The sequence below is a fragment of the Arthrobacter sp. CJ23 genome (genome assembly GCF_024741795.1).
Lineage (GTDB): Bacteria > Actinomycetota > Actinomycetes > Actinomycetales > Micrococcaceae > Arthrobacter.
Genome location: NZ_CP102950.1, coordinates 3,174,898 through 3,201,885 on the forward strand (window position 1 = coordinate 3,174,898; position 26,988 = coordinate 3,201,885).

20 protein-coding genes are annotated in these 26,988 nt (G+C 68.6%); 6 read left to right on the forward strand and 14 right to left on the reverse strand.

Translation table 11 applies throughout. The features are described 5' to 3' along the window. The first annotated feature begins 136 nt into the window (after positions 1-136). Positions 137-1,468 (forward strand): macrolide 2'-phosphotransferase, encoded by a 1,332-nt coding sequence (locus NVV90_RS14165; RefSeq protein ID WP_258437914.1) that lies wholly within the window; start codon positions 137-139, stop codon positions 1,466-1,468. On the opposite strand, the gene NVV90_RS14170 is transcribed toward NVV90_RS14165, so the two are convergent. From NVV90_RS14170 to NVV90_RS14180, 3 genes are read right to left on the reverse strand one after another with little or no spacing between them, the layout of a single operon-like run. Next, positions 1,465-5,049 carry an ATP-dependent DNA helicase gene (locus tag NVV90_RS14170; RefSeq protein ID WP_258437915.1) on the reverse strand — a complete coding sequence of 1,195 codons (3,585 nt, stop codon included), beginning with the start codon at positions 5,047-5,049 and terminating at the stop codon, positions 1,465-1,467. The two genes, NVV90_RS14165 and NVV90_RS14170, sit on opposite strands and share 4 nt — an antisense overlap. Then, positions 5,046-8,462, reverse strand: a complete 3,417-nt coding sequence (locus tag NVV90_RS14175; RefSeq protein ID WP_258437916.1) for an ATP-dependent DNA helicase — start codon at positions 8,460-8,462, stop codon at positions 5,046-5,048. Before NVV90_RS14175 ends, NVV90_RS14170 begins: the two co-directional genes overlap by 4 nt. Continuing rightward, positions 8,459-8,875: an MGMT family protein gene (locus tag NVV90_RS14180; RefSeq protein ID WP_258437917.1), complete on the reverse strand. Its 417-nt coding sequence runs from the start codon at positions 8,873-8,875 to the stop codon at positions 8,459-8,461. The genes NVV90_RS14175 and NVV90_RS14180 overlap by 4 nt, the downstream gene beginning before the upstream one ends. 116 nt (positions 8,876-8,991) lie before the next feature. On the opposite strand from NVV90_RS14180, the gene NVV90_RS14185 reads away from it, so the two are divergent. From NVV90_RS14185 to NVV90_RS14200, 4 genes are all read left to right on the forward strand, one after another. Further along, the gene (locus NVV90_RS14185) at positions 8,992-9,702 is read left to right on the forward strand and encodes a 3'-5' exonuclease (RefSeq protein ID WP_258437918.1); all 711 of its coding nucleotides are present in this window, start codon (positions 8,992-8,994) and stop codon (positions 9,700-9,702) included. 311 nt (positions 9,703-10,013) lie between these two features. Then, positions 10,014-10,964, forward strand: a complete 951-nt coding sequence (locus NVV90_RS14190) for an ABC transporter substrate-binding protein (RefSeq protein ID WP_258441184.1) — start codon at positions 10,014-10,016, stop codon at positions 10,962-10,964. 18 nt (positions 10,965-10,982) lie between these two features. Continuing rightward, on the forward strand, positions 10,983-11,747 hold the full coding sequence (locus NVV90_RS14195) for an amino acid ABC transporter permease (RefSeq protein ID WP_258437919.1): 765 nt from the start codon (positions 10,983-10,985) through the stop codon (positions 11,745-11,747). Continuing rightward, positions 11,744-12,481, forward strand: coding sequence for an amino acid ABC transporter ATP-binding protein (locus NVV90_RS14200; RefSeq protein ID WP_258437920.1), 738 nt, complete (start codon positions 11,744-11,746; stop codon positions 12,479-12,481). The genes NVV90_RS14195 and NVV90_RS14200 overlap by 4 nt, the downstream gene beginning before the upstream one ends. An 88-nt stretch (positions 12,482-12,569) precedes the next feature. Here NVV90_RS14200 and hemL read toward each other — a convergent pair whose 3' ends face one another. The 9 genes from hemL to hemE form a co-directional block, all read right to left on the reverse strand. Continuing rightward, the gene (gene hemL, locus NVV90_RS14205; protein ID WP_258437921.1) at positions 12,570-13,877 is read right to left on the reverse strand and encodes a glutamate-1-semialdehyde 2,1-aminomutase; all 1,308 of its coding nucleotides are present in this window, start codon (positions 13,875-13,877) and stop codon (positions 12,570-12,572) included. 83 nt (positions 13,878-13,960) lie between these two features. After that, on the reverse strand, positions 13,961-15,067 hold the full coding sequence (locus NVV90_RS14210; protein ID WP_396125311.1) for an LLM class flavin-dependent oxidoreductase: 1,107 nt from the start codon (positions 15,065-15,067) through the stop codon (positions 13,961-13,963). Between the two features lie 43 nt (positions 15,068-15,110). Next, complete coding sequence (hemB, locus tag NVV90_RS14215) at positions 15,111-16,091, reverse strand: porphobilinogen synthase (protein ID WP_258437923.1); 981 nt, start codon at positions 16,089-16,091, stop codon at positions 15,111-15,113. Next, a complete protein-coding gene (locus tag NVV90_RS14220; protein WP_258437924.1) occupies positions 16,088-16,963 on the reverse strand; it encodes a uroporphyrinogen-III synthase in 876 nt (291 codons plus the stop codon). Before NVV90_RS14220 ends, hemB begins: the two co-directional genes overlap by 4 nt. Further along, positions 16,950-17,933 (reverse strand): hydroxymethylbilane synthase, encoded by a 984-nt coding sequence (hemC, locus tag NVV90_RS14225; RefSeq protein ID WP_258437925.1) that lies wholly within the window; start codon positions 17,931-17,933, stop codon positions 16,950-16,952. Before hemC ends, NVV90_RS14220 begins: the two co-directional genes overlap by 14 nt. After that, positions 17,930-19,147, reverse strand: a complete 1,218-nt coding sequence (locus NVV90_RS14230) for a ferrochelatase (RefSeq protein WP_258437926.1) — start codon at positions 19,145-19,147, stop codon at positions 17,930-17,932. The genes hemC and NVV90_RS14230 overlap by 4 nt, the downstream gene beginning before the upstream one ends. After that, positions 19,144-19,845: a hydrogen peroxide-dependent heme synthase gene (gene hemQ / locus NVV90_RS14235; RefSeq protein WP_258437927.1), complete on the reverse strand. Its 702-nt coding sequence runs from the start codon at positions 19,843-19,845 to the stop codon at positions 19,144-19,146. The genes NVV90_RS14230 and hemQ overlap by 4 nt, the downstream gene beginning before the upstream one ends. Positions 19,846-20,543: 698 nt before the next feature. Then, positions 20,544-22,070 carry a protoporphyrinogen oxidase gene (hemG, locus tag NVV90_RS14240; protein WP_396125312.1) on the reverse strand — a complete coding sequence of 509 codons (1,527 nt, stop codon included), beginning with the start codon at positions 22,068-22,070 and terminating at the stop codon, positions 20,544-20,546. Positions 22,071-22,075: 5 nt separating this feature from the next. After that, entirely contained in the window at positions 22,076-23,191 is a 1,116-nt protein-coding gene (gene hemE, locus NVV90_RS14245) for a uroporphyrinogen decarboxylase (protein WP_258437928.1), read from the reverse strand. A 159-nt stretch (positions 23,192-23,350) separates the two neighbouring features. On the opposite strand from hemE, the gene NVV90_RS14250 reads away from it, so the two are divergent. Further along, the gene (locus NVV90_RS14250) at positions 23,351-24,673 is read left to right on the forward strand and encodes a glutamyl-tRNA reductase (RefSeq protein WP_258437929.1); all 1,323 of its coding nucleotides are present in this window, start codon (positions 23,351-23,353) and stop codon (positions 24,671-24,673) included. 30 nt (positions 24,674-24,703) lie between these two features. On the opposite strand, the gene NVV90_RS14255 is transcribed toward NVV90_RS14250, so the two are convergent. Both NVV90_RS14255 and moeB read right to left on the reverse strand, forming a co-directional pair. Continuing rightward, positions 24,704-25,723: an SDR family NAD(P)-dependent oxidoreductase gene (locus NVV90_RS14255; RefSeq protein WP_258437930.1), complete on the reverse strand. Its 1,020-nt coding sequence runs from the start codon at positions 25,721-25,723 to the stop codon at positions 24,704-24,706. Between the two features lie 54 nt (positions 25,724-25,777). Then, entirely contained in the window at positions 25,778-26,977 is a 1,200-nt protein-coding gene (gene moeB / locus NVV90_RS14260; RefSeq protein WP_258437931.1) for a molybdopterin-synthase adenylyltransferase MoeB, read from the reverse strand. Positions 26,978-26,988: the final 11 nt, after the last annotated feature.

The window sequence follows — 26,988 nt, forward strand, 5'->3', positions numbered from 1 at the left end:
AGGGGAGCCTCCGGAACGGCCCAAAACGCCTGCGCTTTCCGCCGATGGGACGCCCTGGGGCCCTATTTTGTGCGGATCTCAAGACTCGCCGCACTGCATCATGGCCATAGGCGCCAGTCAATCTACCGTGGAGGATGTGAGAAGAACCCCGCTCGAACTGGCCGCTGTTGCAACTGCGGCGGTGCCCGGCCTGACCCTGACGGCCACCGCTTTTTCCCCCGATGACGACGCCGATTTCGATTCGGCGCTGTTGCTCGATTCGGAGGGAAAACGTTGGCGGGTCCGTTCGCCGCGCCATCCGGAGGCCAGTACCCGCCTTGAGACCGAGTTCATGGTCCTTCGCGCTTTCGCCCCTGCCGTCCGGGCAGAACTTCCCTTCCTCATGCCCACCATCGCCGGTACGGTCCGGCTGGGCCCGCTGACCACCTTCGTATACGCGCACCTTGACGGCAGCGTGCAAAGCATCGAGGATCTCTCGGCAGGCGGCGACTCCCTGGCCGGGGAAATCGGCGGTGCTCTCGCGGCCGTGCATGACCTGCCGTTGTCCCTCGTGAACAACGCCGACCTTCCGAGCTACTCGGCCAATGAATTCCGGCAGCGCAAGCTCAATGAACTGGACCAGGCCGCCACCACCGGGAAGATCCCGCCCGCCCTGCTGCGCCGCTGGGAGCACGCCCTCGAGGAAGTGGCGCTCTGGCGTTTCAACCCCTGCGTGGTCCACGGCGACCTGCACGAGGACAACCTCATGGTTCACGACGGGAAGGTCAGCGCCCTCACGGGGTGGACGGAGCTGCGGATCGGCGACCCAGCGGACGACTTTGCCTGGCTGGTGGCATCCAACGAGAACACCTTCGTCCAGGCCGTTCTGCACCATTACACGCAGGCCCGCCGGGACACCCCGGACACCCACCTCCTCAGGCGTGCCGCGCTCCTGGCCGAGTTCGCCCTGGCCCAGTACCTGGTCAAGGCGATCGCCGCCGGCCACCAGGACATGACGGCCGAAGCCGAAGGCATGCTTCGCTCGCTCGCCGAGGACATCGTGGAACACGGTGGAATGCCGCTTACCGAGGAGGAGGCCCCGGAGACCGGCGCAAACGTCACCGTGACGGACATTCCGAAAGACAGCCCGGCACCCGTAACGGTCGCTGCCGCCCAGGAGCACGGCGCCGTGACTGTCACGTCCGTGCCTGAAGAGGACACGGATCGCGCAGCCGAAGGCGCGGGAGGAGCTGCTGCCGCGGAGAAGGCCGCAAGCTTCGAGGCCACGCCTGCATCCGAAGCATCGGCACCAGAGCCCACCGTTGACGCGCCGGCACAGCCGGCGCAGCCGGCGCAGGACGCCGAAACGGAAACGCCCGACGGCGGGTCTTCCGGGAGCTCCGCTTCCGGGACTCCCGTGGAGGACACCGCGACGGCGGCCATCACCGTGGTGGACCCTCCTGCTTCCCAGGGAACGAACCGCCCCTAAGCGCCGGCCCGAACTTTCTCCGGGAGGCCCTGGCCCTCCAGGGCCCGGCTGATGATGTTCTCCAGTTCCTCTGCCGTGCCGAGGTCATGGGGGCGGACCACGGCATCGTCAGCGACGTAGTAGAACGCGGCGCTGACGTCCTCCAGGGGAACTCCCTTGAGGCGGGCCCAGGCCAGCCGGTAGACGGCCAGCTGCACGGCACGGATGCCGAGCTGCTTCCCCGAGGGACGCCGCCCCGTCTTCCAGTCAACAAGCTCCCACCGCCCGTCGGCGCTGCGGAAAACGGCATCGATGCGCCCGCGGACAACCACGTCGCCGATCCTTGTTTCCACCGCCACCTCGACGAACGCGGGGGCACGGTGGGCCCACTCGGATTCCTTGAACGTGGCGACCATGTCATCGAGGCCATAGGCCTCGTCGATGTGGGAATCCGAGCCTGGGGCTTCGCCCAGGTCCAGCATGCCGGTGGTTCCGAAGTACTCCTCCACCCAGGCATGGAAGGCCGTGCCTTTGCGGGCCGAAATGCCCGGCTCCCGCGGTACGGGGCGGCGGAGCTGGGAAAGCACTGCGGCGGGGTCGTCGCCGAGGTCCACAAACATCGACGCCGAGATGTGGCCGGGAAGGTGCACGTCCTGGGTGGTTGATCGGCGCCGGCGGCGCTCCAGGAGGAGCTCTGCCTCTGCGGCCCATCCTGCGGCTGCGCCCTGCAGGGACTCGGCGTCCGGGTGCTCCGGTGCCTCGGCTTCAGGGTCCTGGATGGCTGCGCGGTCATGAATGGCAGCGCGCACGAGGGCTGCGGAGGCGTCCATGGCGGCGCGCCGCCCCGGCACCAGACGGAGCCTTTCGCCGGTCCGTGGATCGCTGGGGCCCTCGAGCGGGTCATAGGGGAACAGCGCCACTTCCAGGGTGCTGGTCAGGGGGCTCTCCTCCGGAAGGGACTCCTCGGCCACTGAGTCCCCATGGACCACGGCGGCGTGTGCTGCCGAAGGCTGCGGGGCGGCCGGCCCTTGCGCTCCTTCGGGTCCGCGGTGGTCGATTCCGGCCAGCGGCGCCAACTCTGCCAGGAAGGGCGACATCTCCGAGATGCCTGCGCGCGAACCATTCCATGCCGCGCTGGACGTCCACAGCACGAACTTCGCGCGGGTGTAGGCCACGTAGGCCAGCCGGCGTTCTTCCGCTTCGCCGTGGTGCTGGACGTCGGCCTTGAAGTCCTTCTCGGCGTCGAGCCAGCCCTTCTGGTCCACCTGGTCCAGGTCCCACTGCGGGAGATCGGCCTTGTCCCCGCGCAACGGCCATGGCAGGGCTGCCGCGCCGCTGCTCCACCGGGAATCCCGGCTGCTGGGGAAGGAGCCGGCATTGAGCCCGGGCACAAAGACAACGTCCCATTCCAGACCCTTGGAGGCGTGGACTGTCAGCAGCTGGACCGCTTCCCGGTTTGCTTCCGCGGCGGCCACGTCGAGGCCGCGTTCTTCGACTGCGGCAGCTTCCAGCCAGCCGAGGAACGCCAGCAGGTCGATCCGCTGCGAGGTCTGCAGGAATCCGGCCGCTGCATCGTGGAAGGCGTCGAGGTTGCGGCGTGCCTGGTGGATGCTGGTGCCGGGCTTCGCGGCGACCTCGATGTCCAGGAGCATGGCGCGCTCCACTTCTCCCAGGAGTGTGGTGAGGTCGTCACCGATGAAACTGCGCAGCGCCCGCAGCTCCTCCGACAGCAGGGCAAGGCGTTCGAGCGCCGGCTCGCTCAGCGAGCGGCCATGGCCCGATACCCAGCCCGGCCGCGGCAGGAAGTCCAGCGCCTCAACGAGGCTTGCTGCGTCCGTGATGTCGCTCTGGACGACGGTCTCGGTGAGGGATTCGTCGGCGTCGATCCCGGCCTGGCCGGCCTCGGGCCTGGCGCGGCGGCGGGCCAGGAACCTGGACCAGTCGCTGAAGGCCATCAGGTCTGCGGGACCGAGGCGCCATCTGGCCCCGGCAAGGAGCCTCATCAGGGCGTCCGAGCGGCCGGGGTCGGCGAGGACGCGCAGGGTGGCCACGAGGTCAACGATCTCGGGGGTGTCCAGCAGTCCACCGAGCCCGACGATCTCATAGGGAATTCCCTGGACCTCGAACTCGCGCCGGAGGCAGTCCATCTGGGCGCGCCGGCGGCACAAGACGGCCATGGTGGGCCGTACTGCTGTGCCGTCCTTGTCCGTTTCGAAAACCGTGCGCCGGTATCGGCGGACGTCCCTTGCCAGCGCCGCGGCCTCATCCACGTCAGTGCCGAATCGCCCCAGGACGACGCCGCCATCCAGTGCGGCGGGACTCGGCTGCAAGGCAGGCACGGACACGTTCTTGGCCTTGCCCCTCTCCCCTGCCGGGCCCTGCCCGGCGGCTGCCATGTTGAGCGGGGCCGAGATGAGGTTGGCGGCGGCCAGGATGTTGCGGCCGTTGCGCCAGGCGGTGGTCAGATAAGACGTCGGCGCCACGGAATAGGACTCCGCCCCGCGGCCCGCCGATTCATCGAGGACGGGGAATTCCTGCACAAAATGGAACAGCTGTCCGGCGGAGGCGCCACGGAAGCCGTAGATCGACTGGTTGGGGTCGCCCACGGCAGTGACGGCATGCCCGCCGCCGAAGAGCCGGGAAAAGAGCACCAGCTGGGCGTGCGAGGTGTCCTGGAACTCGTCCAGGAGCACCACCTTGTACCTGGCGCGTTCGTTTTCCGCTGCCAAGGGGATGTCACTGGCGATGCGCGCGGCCAGAGCCACCAGGTCGCCGAAATCGAGCACGCCGCGGGTCCGTTTGGCGTCCTGGTACCGCGTCACCATGTCGGCCACGCTGGCCCGGGTCCGCAGCATCGCCGACATCGTGAGGGCAGCCTGCGTGGGATTCTTCTTGGCGCCGGCGACATAAGGCAGCTCTTCAAAGGTCTGGACCCTTTCCAGCACCCATTCGCGGACATCGGCCGGATCCTGCAGGTGTTCGGCGCATTCGCCGGCCAGCTGCATGACGGCATTCACCAGCGTGGATTTCGCGGCGGTGAAGTGCTCGTACTCGCCGTCGTAGGACTCCACGACCTCGCTGGCCAACTGCCACGCTTGCGCTCCGCCGAGCAGCACAACGTCGCGCTCGATGCCCAGCCGCAGGCCGTAGTCGGAAACGATGCCGCTCGCATAGGAGTGGTAGGTGGAGACCTTGGGTTCAAGGTCGTCGGCGTTCAGCAGTCCCTCGGGAAAGCCGAGCCCTCCGTCGTCGGCGGCCGCGACGCGCTGCAGAGTGGCGAGCTTGGCCCGGATGCGGCTTGCGAGTTCGCCAGCGGCTTTGCGGGTGAAGGTGACTCCCAGGACTTCCTCGGGACGCACCCAGCCGTTGGCGACGAGCCACACAACGCGGTCCGCCATGGTGGCCGTCTTCCCGGAGCCCGCACCGGCGATCACGAGCCGCGGTGTCAGGGGCGATGCGATGATGGCGGCTTGTTCCTCGGTGGGCCGGTTCGATTCGCCCAGGATGGCGGCAAGCTCGGTCGGCGAGAACCGTGGCTCCGGAAGCGGAGCGGGCCCGCCGATGGCACCGCTAGCGATGCCTGCCAGAATTTCGGTGGTCATTCGGTGACCTGCTTTCCCCTGGCGCACAGCGGGCAGACGTCCGGGAGCCTGCAGCCGTGGCCGCCATGGCTGCCCTTGGCCGGGTCATGGCGGGCTTCGAAGGTTCCGGCCGCCATCAGCACGGCGGCCTCGTTGACAAGGTCCTGCGCCCAGTTGTCCTGGGGATCCAGCGCTTCCTGCTGTTGTATTGCGGGGCTCTTGGTCGAAGTGCCAAGCTGCGCAAGCACAGCGCCTCCCGGGCGGTGGTCCTCCGGTGCCGGGGAGTGCTCGGGGCCGTTTTCGCCTGCGTCGGCGTCCTTGAAGGCGCCCTGGAGCACCGCAGCCTGGTAAGCGCCCAACTGTGGGTGGCGGGCCACTTCGGCTTTGCCGGGCTGGTGCTTGCCTGTCTTGAGGTCCACGATCACCAGCCTGCCCGCGGCGTCGATCTCCAGGCGGTCCACCTGGCCGCGGAGCACGGCATGGCGCGTGGCGTCCACCTCAGCAGAGTCTTCCGGGCCGCGTTCCTGTCCGTCCAGCGGCCCGCCCAGCCGGACATCCGGCAGTGCTACCTCGAAGTCGTGTTCAACGCCGAGCAGGCTCCTGCCCTCGCTGCGCATCAGCAGGACGTACTGGGCCAGTTTGCGGACCATCAGTTCGGCCCGACGGAAGTCCAGTTTGCCTTCCCAGTTGTCCTTCATGCCCAATGAGGGCCAGCGGCGCACCAGCTCGGCCACGTACTCGGAACCGGAAGCATCGGGCAGCTCCTGGGCGATCCCGTGCACCAGCGTGCCCAGGCTCCGGGCAAAATCCGTGGCGGCTTCGCCGCCGGCGGCCTGCACGAACCAGTCCAGCGGAGACTTGTGCACAGACTCCACCTTCGACGGTGAAACGAAGACCGTCCCACCGGCAGGCACAACGGGTTCGCTGCTGCTGAGCGGAGCCAGTCCCCACCAGGAGTCAGGGTGGGCGCCCGGCACCGGGTGGGCTTCGGTGGCCAACCGGGCCAGCACCCGGGCGGCTTCCTTGGCTTCCGGTGACGCCCCGGCGCTCCCTGCACCATCAGCGTCCCCGGCGGATGCGCCGGAGATACCCAGCTGGACGCTTTGCCGGAGCTCGGCCACAAGTGCGCGCAGCGTCAGGGGGCGGTCCACCGGGGTGAAGTCACGCAGGTACGTGTCCGGGGGCAGGGGTGCCGCGTAGTCGAGGAAGGCTGAGGGCTGCTCGTCCTCGGAGGAAACAGCGGTGCAGATCAGCACGTCGCGTGCCCGCGAGACGGCCGTGGAGAAACTCCGGAGCTCGTCGTAGCGGATGTCCCGGAGCCGGCTCTGGGGGCCACGTTGCAGGGCATGCTCCACGCCATGTTCAACGGCGTCGGCGAACAGTGTGCTGCCCAGCAGCTCGCCACGGAGCCGGGTGTTGGGCCATACGCCTTCCTGAAGTCCGGCGACAACCACCATGGGCCATTCACGCCCGGCCGCGCTGGCCGGGGTCATGAGTTCCACGGACTCTTCCAGCTGGGCCCGGGCAGCAAGCGTGTCCATGGGCAGTTCCTGGCTCAGCAGATACTCGAGGAACTGCTCGGGACCGGCGCCGGGGAGCTGGTCCACGAAGCGCTCTGCCGTGTAGAACAAGGCCATCATGGCGTCCAGGTCACGGTCCGCACGGGAGCCGGCAGCCCCGCCGTCGAGGGCTGCTTCTGCCCAACGGGAGGACAGGCCGGTGGCCTGCCACAGGGCCCAGAGCACGGTTTCGGCATTGGCTCCGGCCGCGGCGGCCGCGGCCTGGCCGGCCTGGATCATGCGGGCGAGCCTGCGCGCCGAGCTGCCCTCCACGCCCAGCGTGGCGAGCGCCCCGGGTTCAAGCAGTGCCTCGACCAGGAGGGCGTCGCTTGAGCGTCCGCCGCCGCCGAGGAGCTCCTCGCGGCGCAGGGATTGCCGCAGCCTGCGCAGCTCGATGGCGGTGGCCCCGCCGATGCGGGACGTCAGCAGCGACACCGCAGCTTCAGGCGTGAGCAGCTCCTGGTCCAGCACGACGCCGAAGATCTCCAGGAGGGGGCGCACGGCGACTTCGTCGCGGACGGCGGTGTCGGCCACGGGAACGCGGACCGGGATGCCCTGGCCCACGAGGTACCTCTGCAGCTGGGCGATCTGGCCGCCGTTGCGCACGATCACGGCGATGTCGCCGAATTCCCGGTCCTCGTGGAGCTGGGCTTCGAGGATGCGCTGGGCGACGTAGCGGAGTTCATGGACCGGGGAGGGCAGGACGTGGCCTTCCACGCGCCCTTCCGGCGTGGACGGACCGTTGTCCGGCTGCGGCGCTCCCGCGCGAGGAGCCTGTGTGCCTTCCTCCGGCTGTTCCAGGCGGCGGGCCAGCTGGCCGCCGGAGCGTTGGGAGATACGGGCGGCCACGCGCGTCCAGGCTTCGGCCACCAAGGGCCGGTGCCGGTGTGTCTGCCAGAGCGGCAGTTCGCGTACCGCGGGCCCGCCAGCGCGGAGCAGGCCCGGGAGTTCGGCGACCAGATCGGGGCGGGCACCGCGGAAGCCCTGCACCACGGTGTCCGGCGAGGATGCCACCAGGACGTCCTTGCCCTCGGCGATGTCCGCAAGGAGCTCGAAGACGGCCGGGTTGGCCTCCTGGATGTCATCCACCAGGATCAGCTGCAGTCGTTCCCGTTCCGCAGCCAGGAAGCCCGGGGAGTCCTGGAAGATCTGGCGTGCCGCCGTGATGATGCCGGCGGGGTCGAAGGCTTCCGGCATGCGTAAGTCCAGGACATCGCGGTACTCGGCGTAGAGCTCGGCCGCGGCCATCCAGTCGGGGCGGCCGCATTCATAGGCCAGGCCTACGAGGTCATCGGAGGTGCGTCCGGATTCGATGATGCGGTCAAAGAGCTGGCGGACCTCATCCCTGAAGCCGCGCGTAGGGAGTGCTGCCGAGAGTTCCTCCGGCCAGGGAAGTTTAGAGCCGGGGACGGAATGCCCGTCCAGCAGCTCCTTGATGATGAGGTCCTGTTCCGGGCCGGACAGCAGCTTGGGCTGGCGCTGCAGCGGCAAGACGCCCTCCGCCTTGGCCCGCCGGATCAGATCGAAGGCATACGAGGCCCACGTCCGTGCCGGTGTGGTGCTCAGGCTCCGGTCCAGCCGGCCCGTGAACGCGTCCCGCAGGGCGTCCGCGGCGTGCCGGCCCGGGGCCAGGATCAGGATCCGTTCGGGATCCACGGAGTCCTGCTGAACGCGCCGGACCGCGGCTTCCACGAGCACCGTGGACTTGCCGGTACCCGGCGCGCCAGGCACCAGCACAGGACCCGATCCCTGCCGGAGTTCGACGACGGCGAGCTGGTCAGGCGAAAGGACCGGCGCCGCATGGTGGTTTCCACGCGGAGGGAGCAGACGAAGCCCACCCGGGGCTTGGCGTGTTTTCGAGGCTGGAGCGGTCACACAGTCATTTCATCATCGGGCACCGACAATTTATGAAGCTGACGGTCCAACTGGTCCGAGATCACATCAATACTGTCGAAATCGGCGTCTTCAGGGGCCCAGCGGGCCAGCGTCAGGTCAACGCGCCAGCGGCCCTCGCCCGTGCGCGAAAACGCCTCGTAGGCGCCATGCAGGGGCGTGGATTCCGCGAGGTAGTGCCGCAGTGCCTCCGCCTCGTGCCCGGGAGGCGCCTCACCGCTGGCCCGCAGGACGCGCCACCAGGGCACGGAACTTCCGTAGTGGCTCATGACCGAGCCCACCTGGCGGGGTCCTCCGGCACCGAGCAATTCGGCGACGTCCCCGTAGGACACCGCAGCGCCTGGCGGGATGAGGTCCACCAGCGCAAGCACCGCCGTCACATACTCCATCCGCATGGAACCAGCGTATCGGCTGGCACCGCAGCCCCGCCGCCGGACGTCCCGGTGCCGCGTGCGTCACAGCCGATGGCGTGGCGGCCAATACTGTCGGAGGCAGCCGGTAGCGTTGTGGCATGAGTTCCTGGAACACCCTCCCCCGCGCAGCGTTCGACCTCGAAACCACCGGACGCAACTCCCGCTCGGCACGGATCGTCACCGCCTCCGTCACGGTGGTGGACGCCCACGGCGATGTCATCGAAGCCCACGAATGGCTGGCCGATCCCGGCGTCGAGATCCCCGTGGACGCCAGCGATGTCCACGGCGTGACCACCGAGAAGGCACGTGCCGAGGGCCGTCCCGCGGCCGAGGTCACGCGAGAGCTCGCGGCTGTCCTGCAGAGGCTGTTCGACACCCAGGTCCCGGTGATCGCCTTCAACGCCAGCTACGACTTCACCGTCCTGGCGGCAGAATCCGCCCGTTACGGAGTGCCGCAGCTGAGCCGCTTCCCCGTGCTGGATCCCTACATCATGAACAAGCAGGTGGACCGCTACCGCAAGGGAAAGCGCACACTGACCGCGCTGTGCGAGGAATACGGCGTGGACCTGGACAACGCCCACACCTCCGGCGCCGATGCCCTGGCCACACTGCGCGTCCTGGACGCCATGGCAGGCAAGTTCCCCAAGCTGCAGATGCCGGCGGCCAAACTCCACCAGCTGCAGGTTGACTGGGCGGCTTCGCAGGCTGCCGACTTCCAGCAGTACTTGCGCCGGAGCAAGCCGGCGGCCATCGTCGAGGGCGAATGGCCGGTTCTTCCGCCGGAAGATGCGGGACGCAACGACTTCTAGTCCAGAACACGCCTTTTCTGCGACGTATCTCACACCCCGCGTGAAAAGCGCAGGTGACGCGCCGCTCAGGCGAGGATTTCGGCCACGTACCGCCCGCCGACACTCACAGCCCGGTTACCACGAATTTTGCGCGCATTGTTCGGTCGGTCCGAGGAATGCCACTCATTCCTTCGACTCACCGGGCAATTCCGGCCTGGTGACATAATTAAGTTCGCGGGTTGAAGTCTGATAGGGCAGCCAGCACGACTCACTGCCAATGTTCCCCGCCACTGCGATACGTCTTCGTGACCCTCTATGAAAGTGATTGCTTGATGAAAATCAAAGCCCTGAAGTGGCTCTCTGCCGTTCCCGTGGCCGCGGCCCTGGTTGTTTCCCTGGCCGCCTGCGGCGGCGGCGCCGCCAGCACCGGCAGTTCCTCGCCGACGAACGCGCTTGAGGGCAGCGACCAGCAGACGCTGGACAAGTACACCACCGCGGATGTCACTGCACTGGACAAGATCGACAAGTCCAAGCTTGGCCTGATCACCGACGGAACCATCCGGGTCGGCACCCTCTCGGACGCCAAGCCCAACATCTACCTTGACAGCGCCACCGGTGAATTTACCGGTTACGACAACGAGCTCCTGAAGGCAGTCGCTGCAAAGCTGGGCCTCAAGGTCGAGTTCGTTTCCACCGAGTTCTCCGCACTGCTCGCCCAGGTCAAGACCAAGCAGTTCGACGTCGGATCCTCCAACATCTCCACGACCGACGCGCGGCGGGAGAACGTAGCCTTCACCAACGGCTACGACTTCGGCTACCTTGCCGTCGTGGCCAAGACCGATGGCAAGGCCAAGACCTTCGCCGACCTCAAGGAGGGCGTGCGGATCGGCGTAGTCCAGGGCACCGTCCAGGACGACTACGTCACCAACACCCTCAAGCTCGAGCCCGTGCGGTTCCCGGATTACAACACCGTCTACGCGAACGTGAAGAATGGCCAGATCGACGCCTGGGTTGCTCCGACCCAGCAGGCCACAGGCCAGGTCAAGGAGGGCGACGGCACCGCCATCACCGACAAGATCGTTGCCTCGCAGAACTTCGCTGCCTGGGCCGTGAACAAGAGCAACCAGCCGCTTGTTGATGCCCTCAACGCCGGTCTCGACGCCGTGATCGCTGACGGTACCTGGACCAAGCTCACCGTCAAGTGGCTTGACCGCCCGACGGCGGACCTGCAGCTTCCCGGTGGCTGGAAGCCGGGCAGCAAGGCCGTCAAGGTCGCGCAGTAAGCTGCTGACGGACGCCATATGGATCTCCTGACACAACTCAGCGACACATTCCTCGACTGGAAGTCGATCGTCGCGGTACTGCCGGCCATGTTCTCGGTCGGCCTGCGCAACACCCTGGTGCTTGCGGTCGCATCCGGCGTGATCGGTTCATTCCTTGGGATCGTGCTGGCCCTGATGGGCATTTCGCGAAATCCTGTGGCGCGCTGGGCTGCCCGGGTGTACACGGATATCTTCCGTGGACTCCCGGCGGTCCTGACCATCCTCGTCATCGGTCTGGGCTTCGGCCCGATCATCCGGGAGCTGACGGGCAGCACGAGCCCGTACCCCATGGGCATTGCCGCGCTGTCCCTCATGGCAGGCGCTTACATTGGAGAAATCTTCCGCGCCGGCATCCAGAGCGTGGACAAGGGGCAGCTTGAGGCCTCACGGGCCCTGGGCTTCGGCTACGGTCCGTCCATGCGGCTTGTTGTGGTCCCACAGGGTATCCGCCGTGTACTGCCTGCCCTGGTGAACCAGTTCATTGCGCTCATCAAGGAATCGTCGTTGGTGTTCGTCCTGGGCCTGACCGCCGTGGAGCGCGAAATCTTCCAGATCGGCAAGGATGCCGCCGCAAACAGCGGCAACCTGTCGGCATACGTAGCCGCAGCGATCTTCTACCTCGTGCTGACGGTACCGCTCACCCACTTCGTGAACTGGATTGATGCCCGCCTGCGCAGCGGCCGCCCTGAAAAGAAGGAACCGGACGAGGCTGCCGCCGTCGTCGGAAAGGGAGCCCAGGCATGAGTGAGTTTGCTTCAGGGACGCTGACAGCCAAGAACATCCACCTCTCGTTTGGGCACAACCATGTCCTGCGCGGCATCGACCTGCACGTTGAGAAGGGCACCACGGCATCCGTGATCGGTCCGTCCGGTTCGGGCAAGTCGACACTCCTGCGCGTGATGAACCGCCTGATCGAACCCCAGCAGGGGGACATCCTCCTGGACGGCCGCTCGGTTCTCAAGGACAACCCGGACGAGTTGCGCCGGCGGATCGGCATGGTGTTCCAGCAGTTCAACTTGTTCCCGCACAAGACGGTGGCCGAGAATGTCTCCCTGGCGCTGCGCAAACTGCGCGGCCTGTCGAGGGAACAGGCCTACACCGAGGCCCTGGCACAGCTGGACCTCGTCGGCCTCAAGCACAAGGCGGATGCCAGGCCCAGCAACCTCTCCGGCGGACAGCAGCAGCGTGTGGCGATCGCCCGCGCACTGGCCATGAAGCCGGAGGTCATGTTCTTCGACGAGGCCACCTCCGCGCTCGACCCCGAGCTCGTGAAGGGCGTCCTGGCGCTCATGGCCGATCTGGCCAAGGGCGGCATGACCATGGTGGTGGTGACCCATGAGATGGGCTTCTCCCGGAACGTCTCGGACACCGTCACCTTCATGGATGCCGGTGTGGTGGTCGAGACAGGCGCTCCGGAACAGCTGTTCACGGATCCCCGGACCGACCGCCTGAAGGGCTTCCTTTCGGACGTCCTCTAGGCAGAGCGACAAAAAATCCCCGTCTCCCAGACACTTGTCAGGGAGACGGGGATTTTCGTTTGTGTCGGGATAGCGCCCGACGGCGGGACTACGCCTTTGCTGCGGCCGCTGCCTGGGCGGCTGCCGGCAGGGCCTCGAAGATCCGGTTCATGGCGGCGTCGTCGTGCGCGGCGGACAGGAACCAGGCTTCGAAGACCGATGGGGGCAGGTAGACGCCGGAGTCCAGCATGGAGTGGAAGAACGGCGCGTAGCGGAAGGATTCTTGGGCTTGGGCGTCGTCGTAGTTGTGCACCCCGTTGGCCGAGGTGCCGAACGCCACGGAGAACAGGTTGCCGGCGCGCTGGATGGAGTGGTCCACGCCCGCGGCGTCCAGGGCCGAGGAAAGGGCTGCGGACAGTTCCAGGGAGCGGGCGTCCACGAAGGAGTAGACCTCGGGCGTCGCGTGCGTCAGGGTTGCGACGCCGGCGGCCATGGCTACCGGGTTCCCGGACAGGGTGCCGGCCTGGTAGACCGGGCCGAGCGGGGCGAGGTAGTCCATGACGTCCGCACGGCCGCCGAGGGCCGCCGTCGGCATTCCGCCGCCGATGACCTTGCCGAAGGTGAGCAGGTCCGGTGCCCAGCCTTCCTGCCGGCCGGTGAGCCCCCAGTAGCCGGCGTAGCCGGTGCGGAAGCCGGTAAGGACCTCGTCCAGGATGAGCAGCGCGCCGTGTTCCTTGGTGATGCGGGACAGACCGGCGTTGAAGCCTTCGCCCGGAGTGACCACGCCCATGTTGGCGGGGGCGGCTTCGGTGATGACGGCGGCGATCTTGCTGCCGTGCGCGGCGAAGGCGGCCTCGACGGCGGCGAGATCGTTGTAGGGAAGCACGAGGGTTTCCGCGGCGGTCGCCTCGGTGACGCCCGCGGAACCCGGCAGGGCGAGGGTCGCGAGCCCGGAGCCGGCGGCTGCGAGCAGGCCGTCCAGGTGGCCGTGGTAGCAGCCGGCGAACTTGACGATCAGGTTGCGGCCGGTGAAGCCGCGGGCGAGGCGCACGGCGGTCATGGTGGCCTCGGTGCCCGTGGACACCATGCGCAGGCGCTCGACGGCGGAGACGCGTTCCAGAACCAGGGCGGCAAGATTCGCCTCATCCGGCGTCGAGGCACCGAAGGACAGGCCGCGGTCCACGGCGGCATGCACGGCCTCGAGCACTGCCGGGTGGGCGTGGCCCAGGAGCGCGGGGCCCCAGGAGCAGACCAGGTCGACGTATTCCTGGCCATCGGCGTCCGTCAGGTACGGGCCCTTGGCGGAGACCATGAATCTCGGCGTCCCGCCAACGGAACCGAAGGCACGGACGGGCGAGTTGACGCCACCGGGCATCAGGGTCTGGGCATGGGCGAAGAGGGCATCGGAACGAGTCATGCCCCTATTCTCCCATCCCGCCAGCATGCAAATCGGCGCCCGCGCCAGGCAGCACGGGCGCCGATTCGTTCGAAACGCAGAAGTCAGTTCTCGGCCAGCAGCTCGCCGACGCGCGGTGCCACTTTGGCGCCGAACAGCTCGATGGAGCGCAGCATCTTTTCGTGCGGCAAGGTGCCGCTGCTGTACTTCATTTCGAAGCGGTCCGCACCGAGCGTGCCCTTGAGCCGGACGATCTTCGCCGCCACGGTTTCCGGCGAGCCTACGAACAGGGCGCCGTCCTCGTCCGCGGCGGCCTCGAACTCGCCGCGACCGGCCGGGCCCCAGCCGCGTTCCGCGCCGATCCTGTTGCGGGTGGCGAGCCAGTGCGGGTAGTACTCCTCCAGGGCCTGCTCATCGGTTTCGGCCACGTAGCCGGGAGAGTGCACGGACAGCGCCTGGGGCTGGTGCCCCTTCTCGGCCAGGGTGCGCCGGTACAGATCGGCGTAGGGGCGGAAGCGCTCGGGTTCGCCGCCGATGATCGCCAGCACCATCGGGTAACCATACGAAGCGGTGCGGACCACTGACTGGGGCGAACCGCCCACGCCGATCCAGGTCGGAAGCAGGCGGCCTTCCACGTGCGGGTACACCATCTGGCCCCGAAGCGACGCGCGCGTGCGGCCGTCCCAGTTCACCGGGTTCTGGGAGCGCACGCGGTCGTAGATGTCCAGCTTCTCCTCGAACAGGACATCGTAGTCGCCCAGGTCGTAGCCGAAGAGCGGGAAGGACTCGGTGAAGGAGCCCCGGCCCAGGATCACTTCGGCGCGGCCGTTGGAGACGGCGTCGAGCGTGGCAAAGCGCTGGAAGACGCGGACGGGGTCGTCCGAGCTCAGGACCGTGACGGCGCTGCCGAGCCGGATGTCCTCGGTGGCCGAGGCGATGGCCGCCAGCACCACTTCCGGTGCACTGACGGCGAAGTCCTTGCGGTGGTGCTCCCCCACACCGAAGGAGTGGAGCCCGACGGCGTCGGCCACCTTGGCCTGTTCCACCACCTCGCGCAGCACCTGGGCGTGATGCTTGGGGGTGCCGTCGGCAGCCAGGTCGACGTCGCCGAAGGTGCTGACGCCAAGGCGGATGGTGTCCGCGGGGACGGGGGCTGTGGGGCTGCCCGCGGTAGAGGGACTGGTCACGGTAGGATCGCTGTTTTCATGCATACGCATACAAACCACGGGGTGTCCGGAAACATTCCCGGCCGGCTTACGACTCCTTCAGCCAGCCCGCCAGCTCCGAGGCCCAGTACGTCAGCACGCTGTTGGCGCCGGCCCGCTTGATGCCCAGGACCGACTCCATGATGGCACCCTTGCGGTCGATCCAGCCGTTGGCCGCGGCCGCTTCGATCATCGCGTATTCGCCGGAGATCTGGTACGCCGACACCGGCACGGGGCTCATGGCGGCGACGTCGGCCAGGATGTCCAGGTAGCTCATGGCCGGCTTGACCATGACCATGTCCGCGCCTTCCTCGAGGTCCAGTTCCACCTCGAGGATGGCTTCGCGGCGGTTCGCGGCGTCCATCTGGTAGGTGCGGCGGTCTCCCTTGAGCTGGGAATCCACGGCTTCGCGGAAGGGGCCGTAGAAGGCGGAGGCGTATTTGGCCGCGTAGGCCAGGATGGCGGTGTTCTTGTGGCCGGATTCCTCGAGGGCCTGGCGGATCACGGCGATCTGGCCGTCCATCATGCCGGAGGGCCCCAGCACGTGGGCGCCGGCGTCGGCCTGGGCCACTGCCATCTGGCCGTAAATTTCCAGCGTGGCGTCGTTGTCCACGTAACCATCGGCGTCCAGGACGCCGCAGTGGCCATGGTCGGTGAACTCGTCCAGGCAGACGTCGCCCATGATGACCAGCTCGTCACCCACCTCGGCGCGGACGTCGCGGATGGCCTTGTTGAGGACGCCGTCCGGGTCCAAGGAGGCGGTGCCGCGGGCATCCCGGACCGCCGGGACGCCAAAGAGCATGATGCCGCCCACGCCGAGTTCCACGGCTTCCGCTGCGGCGCGCTTGAGCGAATCGGTGGTGTGCTGGACGACGCCGGGCATGGAGGTGATGGGCGAGGGCTCGCTGAGTCCTTCGCGGATGAACGCGGGCAGGATCAGGTCCGCAGGCGCCAGGCGGTATTCCGCGGTGAGCCGGCGCATGGCGGGCGTGGTGCGGAGGCGGCGCGGGCGGTGGTTCGGAAAGCTCATCGGGTGTTCCCTTCGTTGGCGAATACGGTGCCCAGGGCGGCAACGATGCCGTCCGGCGTGGGGACTTGGGCGGTGGCGGCCACCGGGATGCCGAGTGCGGCAGCTTCTGCCGCCGTCGGGCGCCCGATGGCGATGAAGCGGCACGTTCCCAGCGGCAGGAGCGTCGCGGCGATGCGCCGTGCAGCGCTTGGCGAGGCGGCCACGACGGCGTCGATCGTCCCGGCGTCGAGCTCGCCGCGCGTCTGCGAGGGACTCAGCTGGCGCGGGGCGGCCTGATCGGAGATCCCGACGGCGGACGGGAGTTCCGCGTCCAGGCGGAGTCCGTCCCGGGCCGGGAAATCGACGGTGTGGTAGGCCACGATGGCCGTGACGGCGGCGCCCTTGGCGGCCAGGCCGTCGCGGAGGGACGGGGCTGCGATGTCGGCCTGCGGCAGGAGCACCCGCTCCGGGGCGGCAGTCCAAAGCTCCACGAGTCCTTCGGCGGACTGGATGTCCACCGGGGCCAGGGCCACGGGGATGCCCACGGACTCGAGGATCCGCCGCGACGACGGCCCGATGGTGGCCACACGCGTTCCGGCCGGAACCAGCCGGGCCGGTGTGGTCCCGCGTTCGGCGGCCTTCTCCACGAGCATGCGCACCGTGGTGATGCTGCTGACCACGAGCCAGTCGAAGCTTCCGGCCGCCAGCCCGTCCAGGGCCGCGTCCAGGGCCGGCTGGTCCGCGGCACGCTCGAAGTCGATGAGCGGCAGGAGCAGCGGTTCGGCCCCGAGGCTGCTGAGCAGTGATGCCAGCGGCCGGGCGCGGTCGCCGCTCCGGGTGATCAGGACGCGCCTGCCACCCAGAACGCCGTCCGGTGCGTCAGGATGCTGCAAGGTCCGCGATCTCCGCGGCACCGGCAGCGAGCAGGAGCTCGGCCACCTCGATGCCGAGCAGCGTGGCCCCGACCTCCGTGAGACCGTCGGTGGCCTTCTTCTCGCGCACCGTCCTGGTGCCGTCCACGGCGCAGACTGCGGCCTCAAGGTACAGCATGCTGCCCTTGCGGTAGGCGAAGGCCCCCACGGGGGCGGCACAGCCGGCCTCCAGGCGCGCCAGCACGGCACGCTCGGCGGTCACGGCCAGGCGGGTGTCCTGGTCGTTGAGGGCGGCCAGGGCCTGCGCCAGCACGCCGTGCGAGCCCTCGGTGGAACCGGACTGCCGCGGGGCGTCGGCCGTGCGGCATTCGATGGCCAGCGCACCCTGCCCGGGGGCGGGCAGCATGACGTCCGTCTCGAAGAATTCGCTGACGGTGTCCAGGCGGCCCATGCGTTCCAGGCCGGCAGCGGCCAGCACGACGGCGTCGAGGTCGCCGGGGGCGTCTTCCGCGTTGCCGGGCAGGCCGGGCACGCGGCCCAGCCGGGTGTCCACGTTGCCGCGGATGTCCTGCACGTCCAGGTCCGGGCGGGCGGCACGCAGCTGCGCGGCGCGCCGCGGCGAGCCGGTGCCCACCTTGGCGCCCTGCGGCAGATCCGCCAGCTTCAGCCCGTCACGGGCACACAGTACATCGCGGACATCAACGCGCTTGGGCGTCGCCGCGATGGTGAGGCCGACCGCCGCGCCCGTGGGCAGGTCCTTGAGCGAGTGCACGGCGACGTCGCAGCTCTCCTGCAGCAGGGCATCGCGCAGGGCGGCAACGAACACTCCGGTGCCGCCCATCTGGGACAGCGAACCGGTCTTGACGTCGCCCTCGGTGGTGATGCGCACCAGTTCCACGGGGAAGCCGCCGATCGCGGAGAGCTGGTCCGCGGTCTGCTGGGTCTGGGTCAGCGCGAGCTTGCTGGCGCGCGTGCCGATGCGGACGGTCATTTCGCGTCCTCCGCAACGGGGTAGGCCGCGTGCCCGGTTCCAATGGTGGAGCCGTTCTCGGCGATGACGGGCTTGGCGCCCCGGAAGTTCTCGGAGCAGCCTGCCGGGAGGACGTCGTACCAGGGGCCCAGTTCGGTGGCATGCGGGCGGTCAGCAACGTGCTGCTCCACGGTGCGTTCGCAGATCAGGTCCACGAGCCCGGAAACAAAGGTGGCGTGGGTTCCCGGCGTCGGCACGCGGGTGGCGGCAATGCCCAGGTTCCTGCACGTTTCCAAGGCTTCGGTGTCCAGGTCCCAGGCGACTTCCATGTGGTCGCTCACGAAGCCGAGCGGCACAATGACGGCACCCTTGAGGCCCTGCCCGGCAAGGACCTCGAGGTGGTCGTTGATGTCCGGTTCCAGCCAGGGGATGTGCGGGGCTCCGGAGCGCGACTGGTACACGAGGTCCCATTCGACGTCGGGGGCGACTGCGGCCATGATGGCCCGGGCGTTGGCCAAGTGCTGGGCAACGTAGGCGGAGTTGCCCTCGAATTCACGCGGCTCGTCAACCGAGGCTCCGGCAGCTTCGGCGTCGCGGGTCGGGATGGAGTGCGTGGCGAAGAGCACGCGCACGGGCGCGTCCGGGGTGCCCGCGGCGGCCAGCTCGGCACGGACCTTGGCCAGCCCGGCCGCGGTTCCTTCCACGAAGGGCTCAATGAAGCCGGGGTGGTCGAAGTAGGCGCGGACCTTGTCCACCTCGAGCTTCCCGTCCAGGCCGCTCTCCGTCAGGGCGATGCCGATGTCCTCGCGGTACTGGCGGCAGCTGGAGTAGCAGGTGTAGGCGGAGGTGGTGAGCATCAGCAGGCTGCGATGGCCGGCGTCGTAGGCGTCCTGCAGCACCGGGGCCATGTACGGGTCCCAGTTGCGGTTGCCCCACAGCACGGGGAGCTCGATGCCGCGGGCCGCGAGCTCAGCTTCAAGGGCGGCCTTGAGATCGCGGTTCTGCTGGTTGATGGGGCTGATGCCGCCGAAGGCGCGGTAGTGGTGCGAGACCTCTTCCAGGCGCTCATCCGGGATGCCCCGGCCGCGCGTCACATTGCGCAGGAACGGAATGACGTCGTCCTGGCCTTCGGGGCCGCCGAAGGAGGCGAGCAGCACGGCGTCGTACTGCTTGGGAGCCTGGCGGAAGCGTTCGGTGACGGCGTTCAGTTCAGTGGAGACGGAGAGCCCGCTCATGCAAGGACCTCGGCGATTTCGGCGGCCGTGATGCGGCGGCCGGTGTAGAACGGGATCTCCTCGCGGACGTGGTTGCGGGCATCGGTGGCGCGCAGGTGGCGCATGAGGTCCACGAGGTCAACCAGCTCGGGGGCTTCCAGGCCAAGGATCCATTCCCAGTCGCCCAGGGCGAAGGAGGACACCGTGTTGGAGATGACCTGCGGGAATTCGCGGCCCAGCATGCCGTGGTCGCGCAGCATCTTGCCGCGCTCCTCGGCGGGCAGGAGGTACCACTCGTAGGAGCGGACGAAGGGGTAGACGCACAGCCAGGTGCTGGGCTCCACGCCGCGGGCGTAGGCCGGAACGTGGCTTTTGGCAAACTCGGCTTCGCGGTGGACGCCCATGGCGGACCAGACGATCTCGGTGCCGGCGAAGAGGCTGCTGCGGCGGATGTCGCGGACGGCGGACTGGAGTGCCTCGGGCTTGGCGCCGTGGAGCCACACCATGATGTCGGCGTCCGAGCGCATTGCCGAAACGTCGTAGGAGCCGCGCAGGACTACGCCGCCTTCGGCGAGCTTGCTGGCCAGCGCCTCGAATTCCACGACAGCATCGCCGCTGCGCAGGACATCGGAGGAGCGCTTGAAAACGGTCCACAGCGTAAAGAACTGCTCTTCGGTTTCAGCAGTTTTAGTGACAGATTCGGCAGAAGTGTGGCTCATGGTTCAAGTTTGCCCCGTGCGCGGCGCTAAGTCGAAACGAACAAGTTCTACAACGTGTAGAAGTGACGCAATTCACGGCTCAGCTGCTGTTGCGCCGCATCCGGAGAAATTGCCAGATTCCTGCGGCACCAAGGACGGTCAGGCCCATCCCGCCCCAGAGCTGCATGAAATTCGGCAGGTCCATCCACTGCGCGGCCGGCACGGGTTGTCGGAGCATTGGAGCGGGAGCCGCGGCCGGAGGGACCGCCGGCCCGGTGCGGATGCCTTGTGGTGCGGAAGACGACGCACCATTCGTGGCTTCGGCCCCAGCAGGGCCGGTTCCAGCAGTGCCGCCGGCAGAAGGGACCGGCACGGCCGTCTCGGGCGGACTGGCCGGCGACACGGCAGAAGCGCCGGGCTCGGCAGGGTCGGACGATTTGGGCTTGGGTTTGCGGGAGTTCTCGGCTCCTTCACCCCTGTCCGCAGGATCGGAGGGCAGGACCATTGCCTGTGAGGCAGCAAGGGAGGCAGGGATTCCCGCAGACAAGACCAGCACCGCTCCAAGGACAGCGGAAGCCGCCGCCCGTTGAAGACCCCCATGGGAACCAGCCTGCCGGAGATATCCGCCTGGCTTCTGATTGACCATAGTCATCGACACTAGCCACTGGCGGGCACATGCACAAAGCCGGACCGCGGTTGCGTCGGGATCCGGTGCCCGTTTAGCCCTTCGCGGCGAGCTGGGCGCGGGTGTCCGCCACCACGGCTGCGAGCCCGTTGCCGGCCAGCCAGCCGCCCACCACGGCAAGGCCGTCGGTGCCGGCGCAGATCCGGCGGACCTCGGCCACGCGCTGTTTGTGCCCGACGGCGGCAAACGGCAGGGCTCCGGCCCAGCGGACCACATCCCAATCCACCACGTCGTCCCGCGTGACGGGCACCGTCAGCAGGGTCGAGGCATCGTGGAGCGCGGCCTCGAACAGTGCCTCGTCGTCCAGGACATCCAGGATCTTCGCGGGGCCGTCCTCGCGGCGGCCATAGGACAGGCGCAGCACATGCGTTCCCGGCCCGGCTTCCTCGGCCAGCCAGTCCCATTTGGCCGTGGCGTGCGTAAGCGCCTTGGCCGTGATCCCGGGGGTCTGCGGGGCCACGAGGATGCCGGTGCCGCGCGGGCGCCCGTCCAGCTCGGGCAGGTCCACAACCACGGTCACCAGGCTGACGAGCGGCCCCGCTGAGGGGCGGAGCGCGGACAGTTCCGGCAGGGAGCTTTCAAGGAGCCCGACGGCGGACGGGCCGTCGAGCGCGACCACCAGGCGTTTGGCGTCGTGCGTTTTTTCGCCGGCAGTCACGTGCCAGCCCTGCCCGGACCGGGCGATGGACTCGGCCCGCGTCCCGCTCAGCAGCACGGCGCCGCGGGAGCGCAGATCGGCCACAAGGGCGGCCACCAGGGTGTGCATTCCGCCGTGGAGTCCGCCGACCGCGGATCCTGCCTTGGCCGGCTGGCGCACCTCGGCCTGGCCCGCCGTGGATTGCGGGGCAGCAGAACTACGGACGGCCTTGCGCTGTGCCGCGACAGCGGCGGCAAGCGAGCCATGCTCACGGAGGCCGGCGCGGAGGCCTGGGGCCACCATGTCGACGTCGAGCAGTGCGGGGTCGGCCGAATGCACGCCGCCCACCACGGGCGCCACCAGCCGCTCCAGGACACGCTTGCCCATGCGGGCACGGACCAGCGCCGCAACGCTGGTCACATCGGCCGAGGTGCCCAGGGCTGCGGGGAGCCAGCGGTCCAAGGAGGCGCGCAGGGCTCCGGCAAGGCCGAGGGAACGCCGGACTTCAGGATCCCAGGGGTTGGCCGGGATGCCCAGGACACCCGTCTTGGGCAGTTCCTGCGGGCCGTCGGGCAGCTGCACCCAGGCGCCTCCCGCGTGCGGGGCAACGATGCGCTCCCCCAGCCCCAGTTCGCGGGCCAGCTCGGCCACCGCGGTGGAGCGCGTGGCGAATGATTCGGCTCCGCTGTCCAGCGTCAGTCCGGCGACGGTGTGGCTGCCCACACAGCCTCCCCAGGCATCGCTGGCTTCGAGCACGGTAACAGAGGATCCGGCCATGGCCAGTTCGCGCGCCGCCACCAGGCCGGAGATGCCTCCGCCCACTACGACGGCGGACGGCCCGCCGGCGGCGTGCCCCGCCGCTGCGTGCTCCGGCGCTGAATTCGCCGGCGTTGGGTGTTCCGGCCGTGCGTGTCCGCCGCGCATGGCGCCTACTCCGCGGGGATCGAGTGGATGAGTTCCACGATGCGGGTCAGCACGGTGGGGTCCGTTTCCGGGGGCACGCCGTGGCCAAGGTTGAGGACATGGCCCGGGGCGCCGGCGCCGGCGGCGATGACACCGCGGACGTGTGCTTCCAGGACTTCCCAGGGCGCGGAGAGCAGCGCGGGGTCGATGTTGCCCTGCAGCGGAACGGTGCCGCCCAGGCGGCGGTTGGCCTCATCCAGGGGCAGGCGGTAATCGACACCCATCACGTCCACGCCGACGTCGCGCATGGCCACGAGCAGCTCGGAGGTTCCCGTGCCGAAGTGGACCAGCGGGGCGCCCAGGTGGCGGACGTGGTCCAGGGCGCGGGCGGAGGCCGGGGCGACGTACTTGCTGTAGTCGGCCAGGCCCAGGGAACCGGCCCAGGAGTCGAAGAGCTGGCCTGCGGAGGCGCCGGCTTCGAGCTGGGCGCGCAGGAACATGCCGGAGGCGTCGGCGGCCCAGTTGGCCAGGGCGGTCCACGTTTCGGGGTCGGCGTGCATCATGGTGCGCGGGCCGAGGTGGTCGCGGGAGGGCTTGCCTTCAACCATGTAGGCGGCCAGGGTGAACGGGGCGCCGGCGAAGCCGATGAGCGGGGTCTTGCCGAGTTCCGCGACGGTGAGGCGGACGGCCTCGCGGATCGGTTCGAGGGCCTCCCACGTCAGCTGCGGCAGTGCGGCGACGTCCGCGGCGGTGCGGACCGGCTTGTCCAGCACAGGTCCGACGCCGGGGACGATGTCCACGCCGACGCCGGCAAGCTTGAGCGGGATGACGATATCGGAGAAGAAGATCGCGGCATCAACATCGTGGCGGCGGACCGGCTGCAGGGTGATCTCGGATGCCAGCTCCGGGCGGAGGCAGGAATCCAGCATGGCCACGCCTTCGCGCACCTTCAGGTATTCGGGCAGCGAACGGCCTGCCTGGCGCATGAACCAGACGGGACGGCGGGACGGCTTGCCCCCGCGGTAGGCCGTGATCAGGGCCGAGTCCGAGGTGCGGCCATCCGTCAGCGGGTGGCTTGCGTCAAGGGTCCCGGCGGGGACGGTGGTGGCCGTGCTGTTGGATGCTGCAGAGCTGGAAGTCATGCCTTCGATTGTGCCGAAAATCGCGCGCAAAAGATAACGACAGCCTGTCACAGCGGGTGGCACGCGCGGCCGGGGTGACCGGGATCACCGGGCGGGGTGTGAATTGCCACGGCCGGGCATTGTTCTACGGGGCCACGAAAAAGCTATGATTGGGGTGCTGTGGTTCTTTTCTCATTGGTGGCTACACACGCCGACATCGATCTCGAAACCGTTGCTCAGCTGAGCAACGGTTCTTCTGAGCTTGCCTCCGCCGCCCTGGCAGGGTCGCCGCTCGTCACGGGCACCGTGGTCCTGGCCACCTGCAACCGCTACGAGGTCTACGGCGAAACCTCCAGCACCGGCGACCTTGAGGCCGCCCGCGCCGCCCTGGTTTCGCAGATCAGCGAACTGAGCGGCGTCAACGAGCGGCTCGTCTCCCAGGCCTTCAGTACCCGGACCGGCCCCGAGGTCTCCCAGCACCTGTTTGCCGTCAGCGCAGGCCTGGATTCCGCCGTCGTGGGTGAACGCGAGATCGCCGGCCAGGTCCGCCGGGCCCTCATCACTGCCCAGCACGAGGGCACCGCCAGCTCCGGCCTGGTGAGGCTCTTCCAGGCTGCCTCCAAGACGGCAAAGGACGTCGGCGCGCAGACCGCCCTCGGCTCGCGCGGCCTCTCGATCGTTTCCGTCGCCCTGGACCTCGCCACCGATCTCTCGGACAGCGCCGACTGGTCCAGCAAAAAGGTGGTCGTCTTCGGCACCGGCGCCTACGCCGGCGCCACCATGTCGCTCCTGCGTGAGCGCGGCTGCACGGACATCTCTGTCTACTCGTCCTCCGGCCGCGCCGAAGGTTTCGTCGCCACGCGCGGCGGCACAGCGCTCGACGCCGACACCCTCCCCGCCGCCGTCGCCGCGGCCGACGTCATGATCGGCTGCAGCGGTTCGGACACGCGGGTGGAGGCCGAGGACCTCGCCAAGGTCCGCGCAGCTTCCCCGCAGACGCTGATCGCCATCGACCTCGCCCTCACGCACGACTTCGATCCCGCAGTCGGCGAGCTCGACGGCGTCGAGCTGCTCACGCTTGAGTCCGTGCGCCTCGCGGCACCGCAGGAGCAGGCGGAATCCCTCACCCAGGCGAGCAGCATCGTCAGCGGCGCGGCCAAGGCCTTCGAGCAGGAACGCGAAATCCGCTCCGTGGATTCAGCCATCGTGGCCCTGCGCCGCCACACCATGAACGTGCTGGACGCCGAGATGGAGAAGGTCCGGGCCCGCCACGGCTGCACGGCTGCCGCCGAGGAAGTGGAATTCGCGCTCCGCCGCATGGTCAAGCAGCTCCTGCATGTGCCGACCGTGCGCGCCCGTGAGCTGGCTTCGAAGGGCCAGCAGGACGACTACGTCGCAGCCCTCGAGGCCCTGTACGGCATCCAGGTGGAACAGCCCGCCGCTCCGGCTCCGGCCGCCGAGTGCCCCGTGGACCACCAGGACCTGCGTTCCGAAACCGCCTGAGCGCTCAGGCGGACACGCCGGCCTGAACCGTCAGGCGAAAGCGTTGACCCCGGTCAGTTCCGCGGACAGGCTCCACAATCGCGCGGCCGCCTCCGGATCAATCGCGTGGGCGTCCACTCCCACGTAGCGGGCCAGCGGCGAACCGTGGTCCGTGGGCTTGGCGATATCGCAGTCTTCGCAGTACACCCCGCCCATCCCTGCGAGCGCCGGTGACGTGGCGGCCCAAACCGAGGTGGCGGCGCCCTGGGCCGGCGTCTTGAAGCCTTCCCTGAGGTTTCCTTCGGCGTCCATCCAACCGGCAGCCACCATTTCTTCCCTGGGCAGGTGGCGCTGCAGTTCCGTCATGATCCCGCCCGGGTGGACGGCAAAGGCCCTCACGCCGAACGGCCGGCCCAGGCGGTCCAGCTCCACCGCCAGGAGCGCATTGGCTGTCTTCGCCTGTCCGTAGGCGTGCCACTTTTCATAGCCTGCGTCGAAGTTGATGTCATCGAAGCGGATCGGCGAGATCTTGTGGCCAGTGGAGGAAAGGGAGATCACGCGGGCGGAGCCCGCCGCCACGAGGGCCGGCCACAGCTCGTTCACCAGCGTGTAGTGGCCAAGGTGGTTGGTGGCGAACTGCGACTCCCAGCCCGGCCCCACGCGCTGCTCCGGGCACGCCATGATGGCGGCGTTGTTGATCAGGATGTCCAGCTTGTCGTGGGCGGCCAGGAAGCGCGCGGCAAAATCCTTGACGCTGGCCTGGTCCGCGAGATCCAGCTCCTGTACGTCCACCGAACCCTGCAGGCCGCCTTCCGCACCTCCGGTATCCGCCAGCCCGGCGTCGGCCAGCACCGTACGCGCGTGTCCGGGCCGGCGGGCCGGAACCGTCACGTGGACGCCGGCCGAGGCCAGCGCCTTGACCGTCTCCAGCCCCAGCCCGGAATAGCCTCCCGTGACGATCGCGGTCTTCCCGGCGAGATCGAGGCCGGCGATGACCTCGGCGGCGGTGGAGTAGTGCCCGAATCCCGAAGCAAGGGGATGCTGCGGCGTAACCATGGATTCCTCGCTCATGACCGGACCTTTCTGGCTGCTTTCGTGTAGGAACCGCTGTTGCCCTGCAGGGCGTCAGTAGACGGGCTTCTCCGGCTCGACGTCGCGCACCCAGGCCAGGATCCCGCCGTCGAGGTGGCTGACGCGGGTGTAGCCGGCCCGTTGTGCCGCTGCAAGGACCGCGGCCGAGCGCCCGCCCACCTTGCAGTGGAACACGATGTCCTTGTCCTGCGGCAGCTCGACCCAGGCCTCCCCGGCCAGGATGCGGCCCTGCGGGATGAGCACCGAGCCGTCGATGCTTACAATGCTGTGCTCGCCGCTTTCGCGGACGTCCACCAGTTCGAAGTCGCGCTCCCCCGCAGCCCGTTCGGCAAGCATTACGGCCAGTTGCGTAGCCGTGACAGTATGCCCGGCATCAGTGGCCGGCGGCGGCGTGACGCCGCAGAACGCCTCGTAGTCGGTGAGCTCAGTGATGGGTTCCGCTTCAGGGTCCTTGGAGACCTTGATCTCGCGCCAGCTGCCGCCCAGGGCGTCGAACAGTGCCACGCGTCCCAGCAGTGAGCGCCCGACGCCGGTGATGAGCTTGACTGCCTCCGTCACCATGAGGGAGCCGACGGCGGCGCACAGCATGCCGAACACGCCGCCTTCCCCGCAGGACGGCACGGAGCCTGCGGGCGGGGCTTCGGGGTAGAGGTCGCGGTAGCTGGGGCCGTGCTTTTCCCAGAAGACGCTGACCTGGCCGTCGAAGCGGAAGATCGACCCCCACACATAGGGCTTGCCGAGGATCGCGGCGGCGTCGTTGACGAGATAGCGCGTGGCGAAGTTGTCCGCGCCGTCCAGGATCAGGTCGTAGCCGGCGAAGATGTCCAAGGCGTTGGAGGAATCCAGACGGACATTGTGGAGATTGACCGTGACGAGCGGGTTCAGCTCGGCGATGGCATCGCGCGCGGACTCGATCTTGGGCCGGCCGACGTCCTTGACCCCGTGGATGACCTGGCGCTGGAGGTTGCTGAGGTCCACGTCATCGTCGTCCACGATGCCGAGCGTGCCCACACCCGCGGCGGCCAGGTAGAGCAGAGCGGGCGAGCCAAGTCCACCGGCCCCGATCACCAGGACCTTGGCGTTCTTGAGCCGGCGTTGCCCGGCCGCGCCGATCTCGGGGATGATCAGGTGGCGGGAGTACCGTTCCACCTCTGCCGGGCTCAGTTCCGCGGCTGGTTCTACCAGCGGCGGCAGCGAAACGGGCGTGGTTTGGGCAGCAAAAGTGGTGGCCATACTTCAATGTA

Coding starts and splice junctions, on each gene's coding strand:
- NVV90_RS14170 (WP_258437915.1), bottom strand. CDS start 5,049: ATGACCACCGAAATTCTGGCAGGCATCGCTAGCGGTGCCATCGGCGGG.
- NVV90_RS14180 (WP_258437917.1), bottom strand. CDS start 8,875: ATGCGGATGGAGTATGTGACGGCGGTGCTTGCGCTGGTGGACCTCATC.
- NVV90_RS14185 (WP_258437918.1), top strand. CDS start 8,992: ATGAGTTCCTGGAACACCCTCCCCCGCGCAGCGTTCGACCTCGAAACC.
- NVV90_RS14190 (WP_258441184.1), top strand. CDS start 10,014: ATGAAAATCAAAGCCCTGAAGTGGCTCTCTGCCGTTCCCGTGGCCGCG.
- NVV90_RS14195 (WP_258437919.1), top strand. CDS start 10,983: ATGGATCTCCTGACACAACTCAGCGACACATTCCTCGACTGGAAGTCG.
- NVV90_RS14200 (WP_258437920.1), top strand. CDS start 11,744: ATGAGTGAGTTTGCTTCAGGGACGCTGACAGCCAAGAACATCCACCTC.
- hemL (WP_258437921.1), bottom strand. CDS start 13,877: ATGACTCGTTCCGATGCCCTCTTCGCCCATGCCCAGACCCTGATGCCC.
- NVV90_RS14210 (WP_396125311.1), bottom strand. CDS start 15,067: ATGCATGAAAACAGCGATCCTACCGTGACCAGTCCCTCTACCGCGGGC.
- hemB (WP_258437923.1), bottom strand. CDS start 16,091: ATGAGCTTTCCGAACCACCGCCCGCGCCGCCTCCGCACCACGCCCGCC.
- hemC (WP_258437925.1), bottom strand. CDS start 17,933: ATGACCGTCCGCATCGGCACGCGCGCCAGCAAGCTCGCGCTGACCCAG.
- NVV90_RS14230 (WP_258437926.1), bottom strand. CDS start 19,147: ATGAGCGGGCTCTCCGTCTCCACTGAACTGAACGCCGTCACCGAACGC.
- hemQ (WP_258437927.1), bottom strand. CDS start 19,845: ATGAGCCACACTTCTGCCGAATCTGTCACTAAAACTGCTGAAACCGAA.
- hemG (WP_396125312.1), bottom strand. CDS start 22,070: ATGCGCGGCGGACACGCACGGCCGGAACACCCAACGCCGGCGAATTCA.
- hemE (WP_258437928.1), bottom strand. CDS start 23,191: ATGACTTCCAGCTCTGCAGCATCCAACAGCACGGCCACCACCGTCCCC.
- NVV90_RS14255 (WP_258437930.1), bottom strand. CDS start 25,723: ATGAGCGAGGAATCCATGGTTACGCCGCAGCATCCCCTTGCTTCGGGA.
- moeB (WP_258437931.1), bottom strand. CDS start 26,977: ATGGCCACCACTTTTGCTGCCCAAACCACGCCCGTTTCGCTGCCGCCG.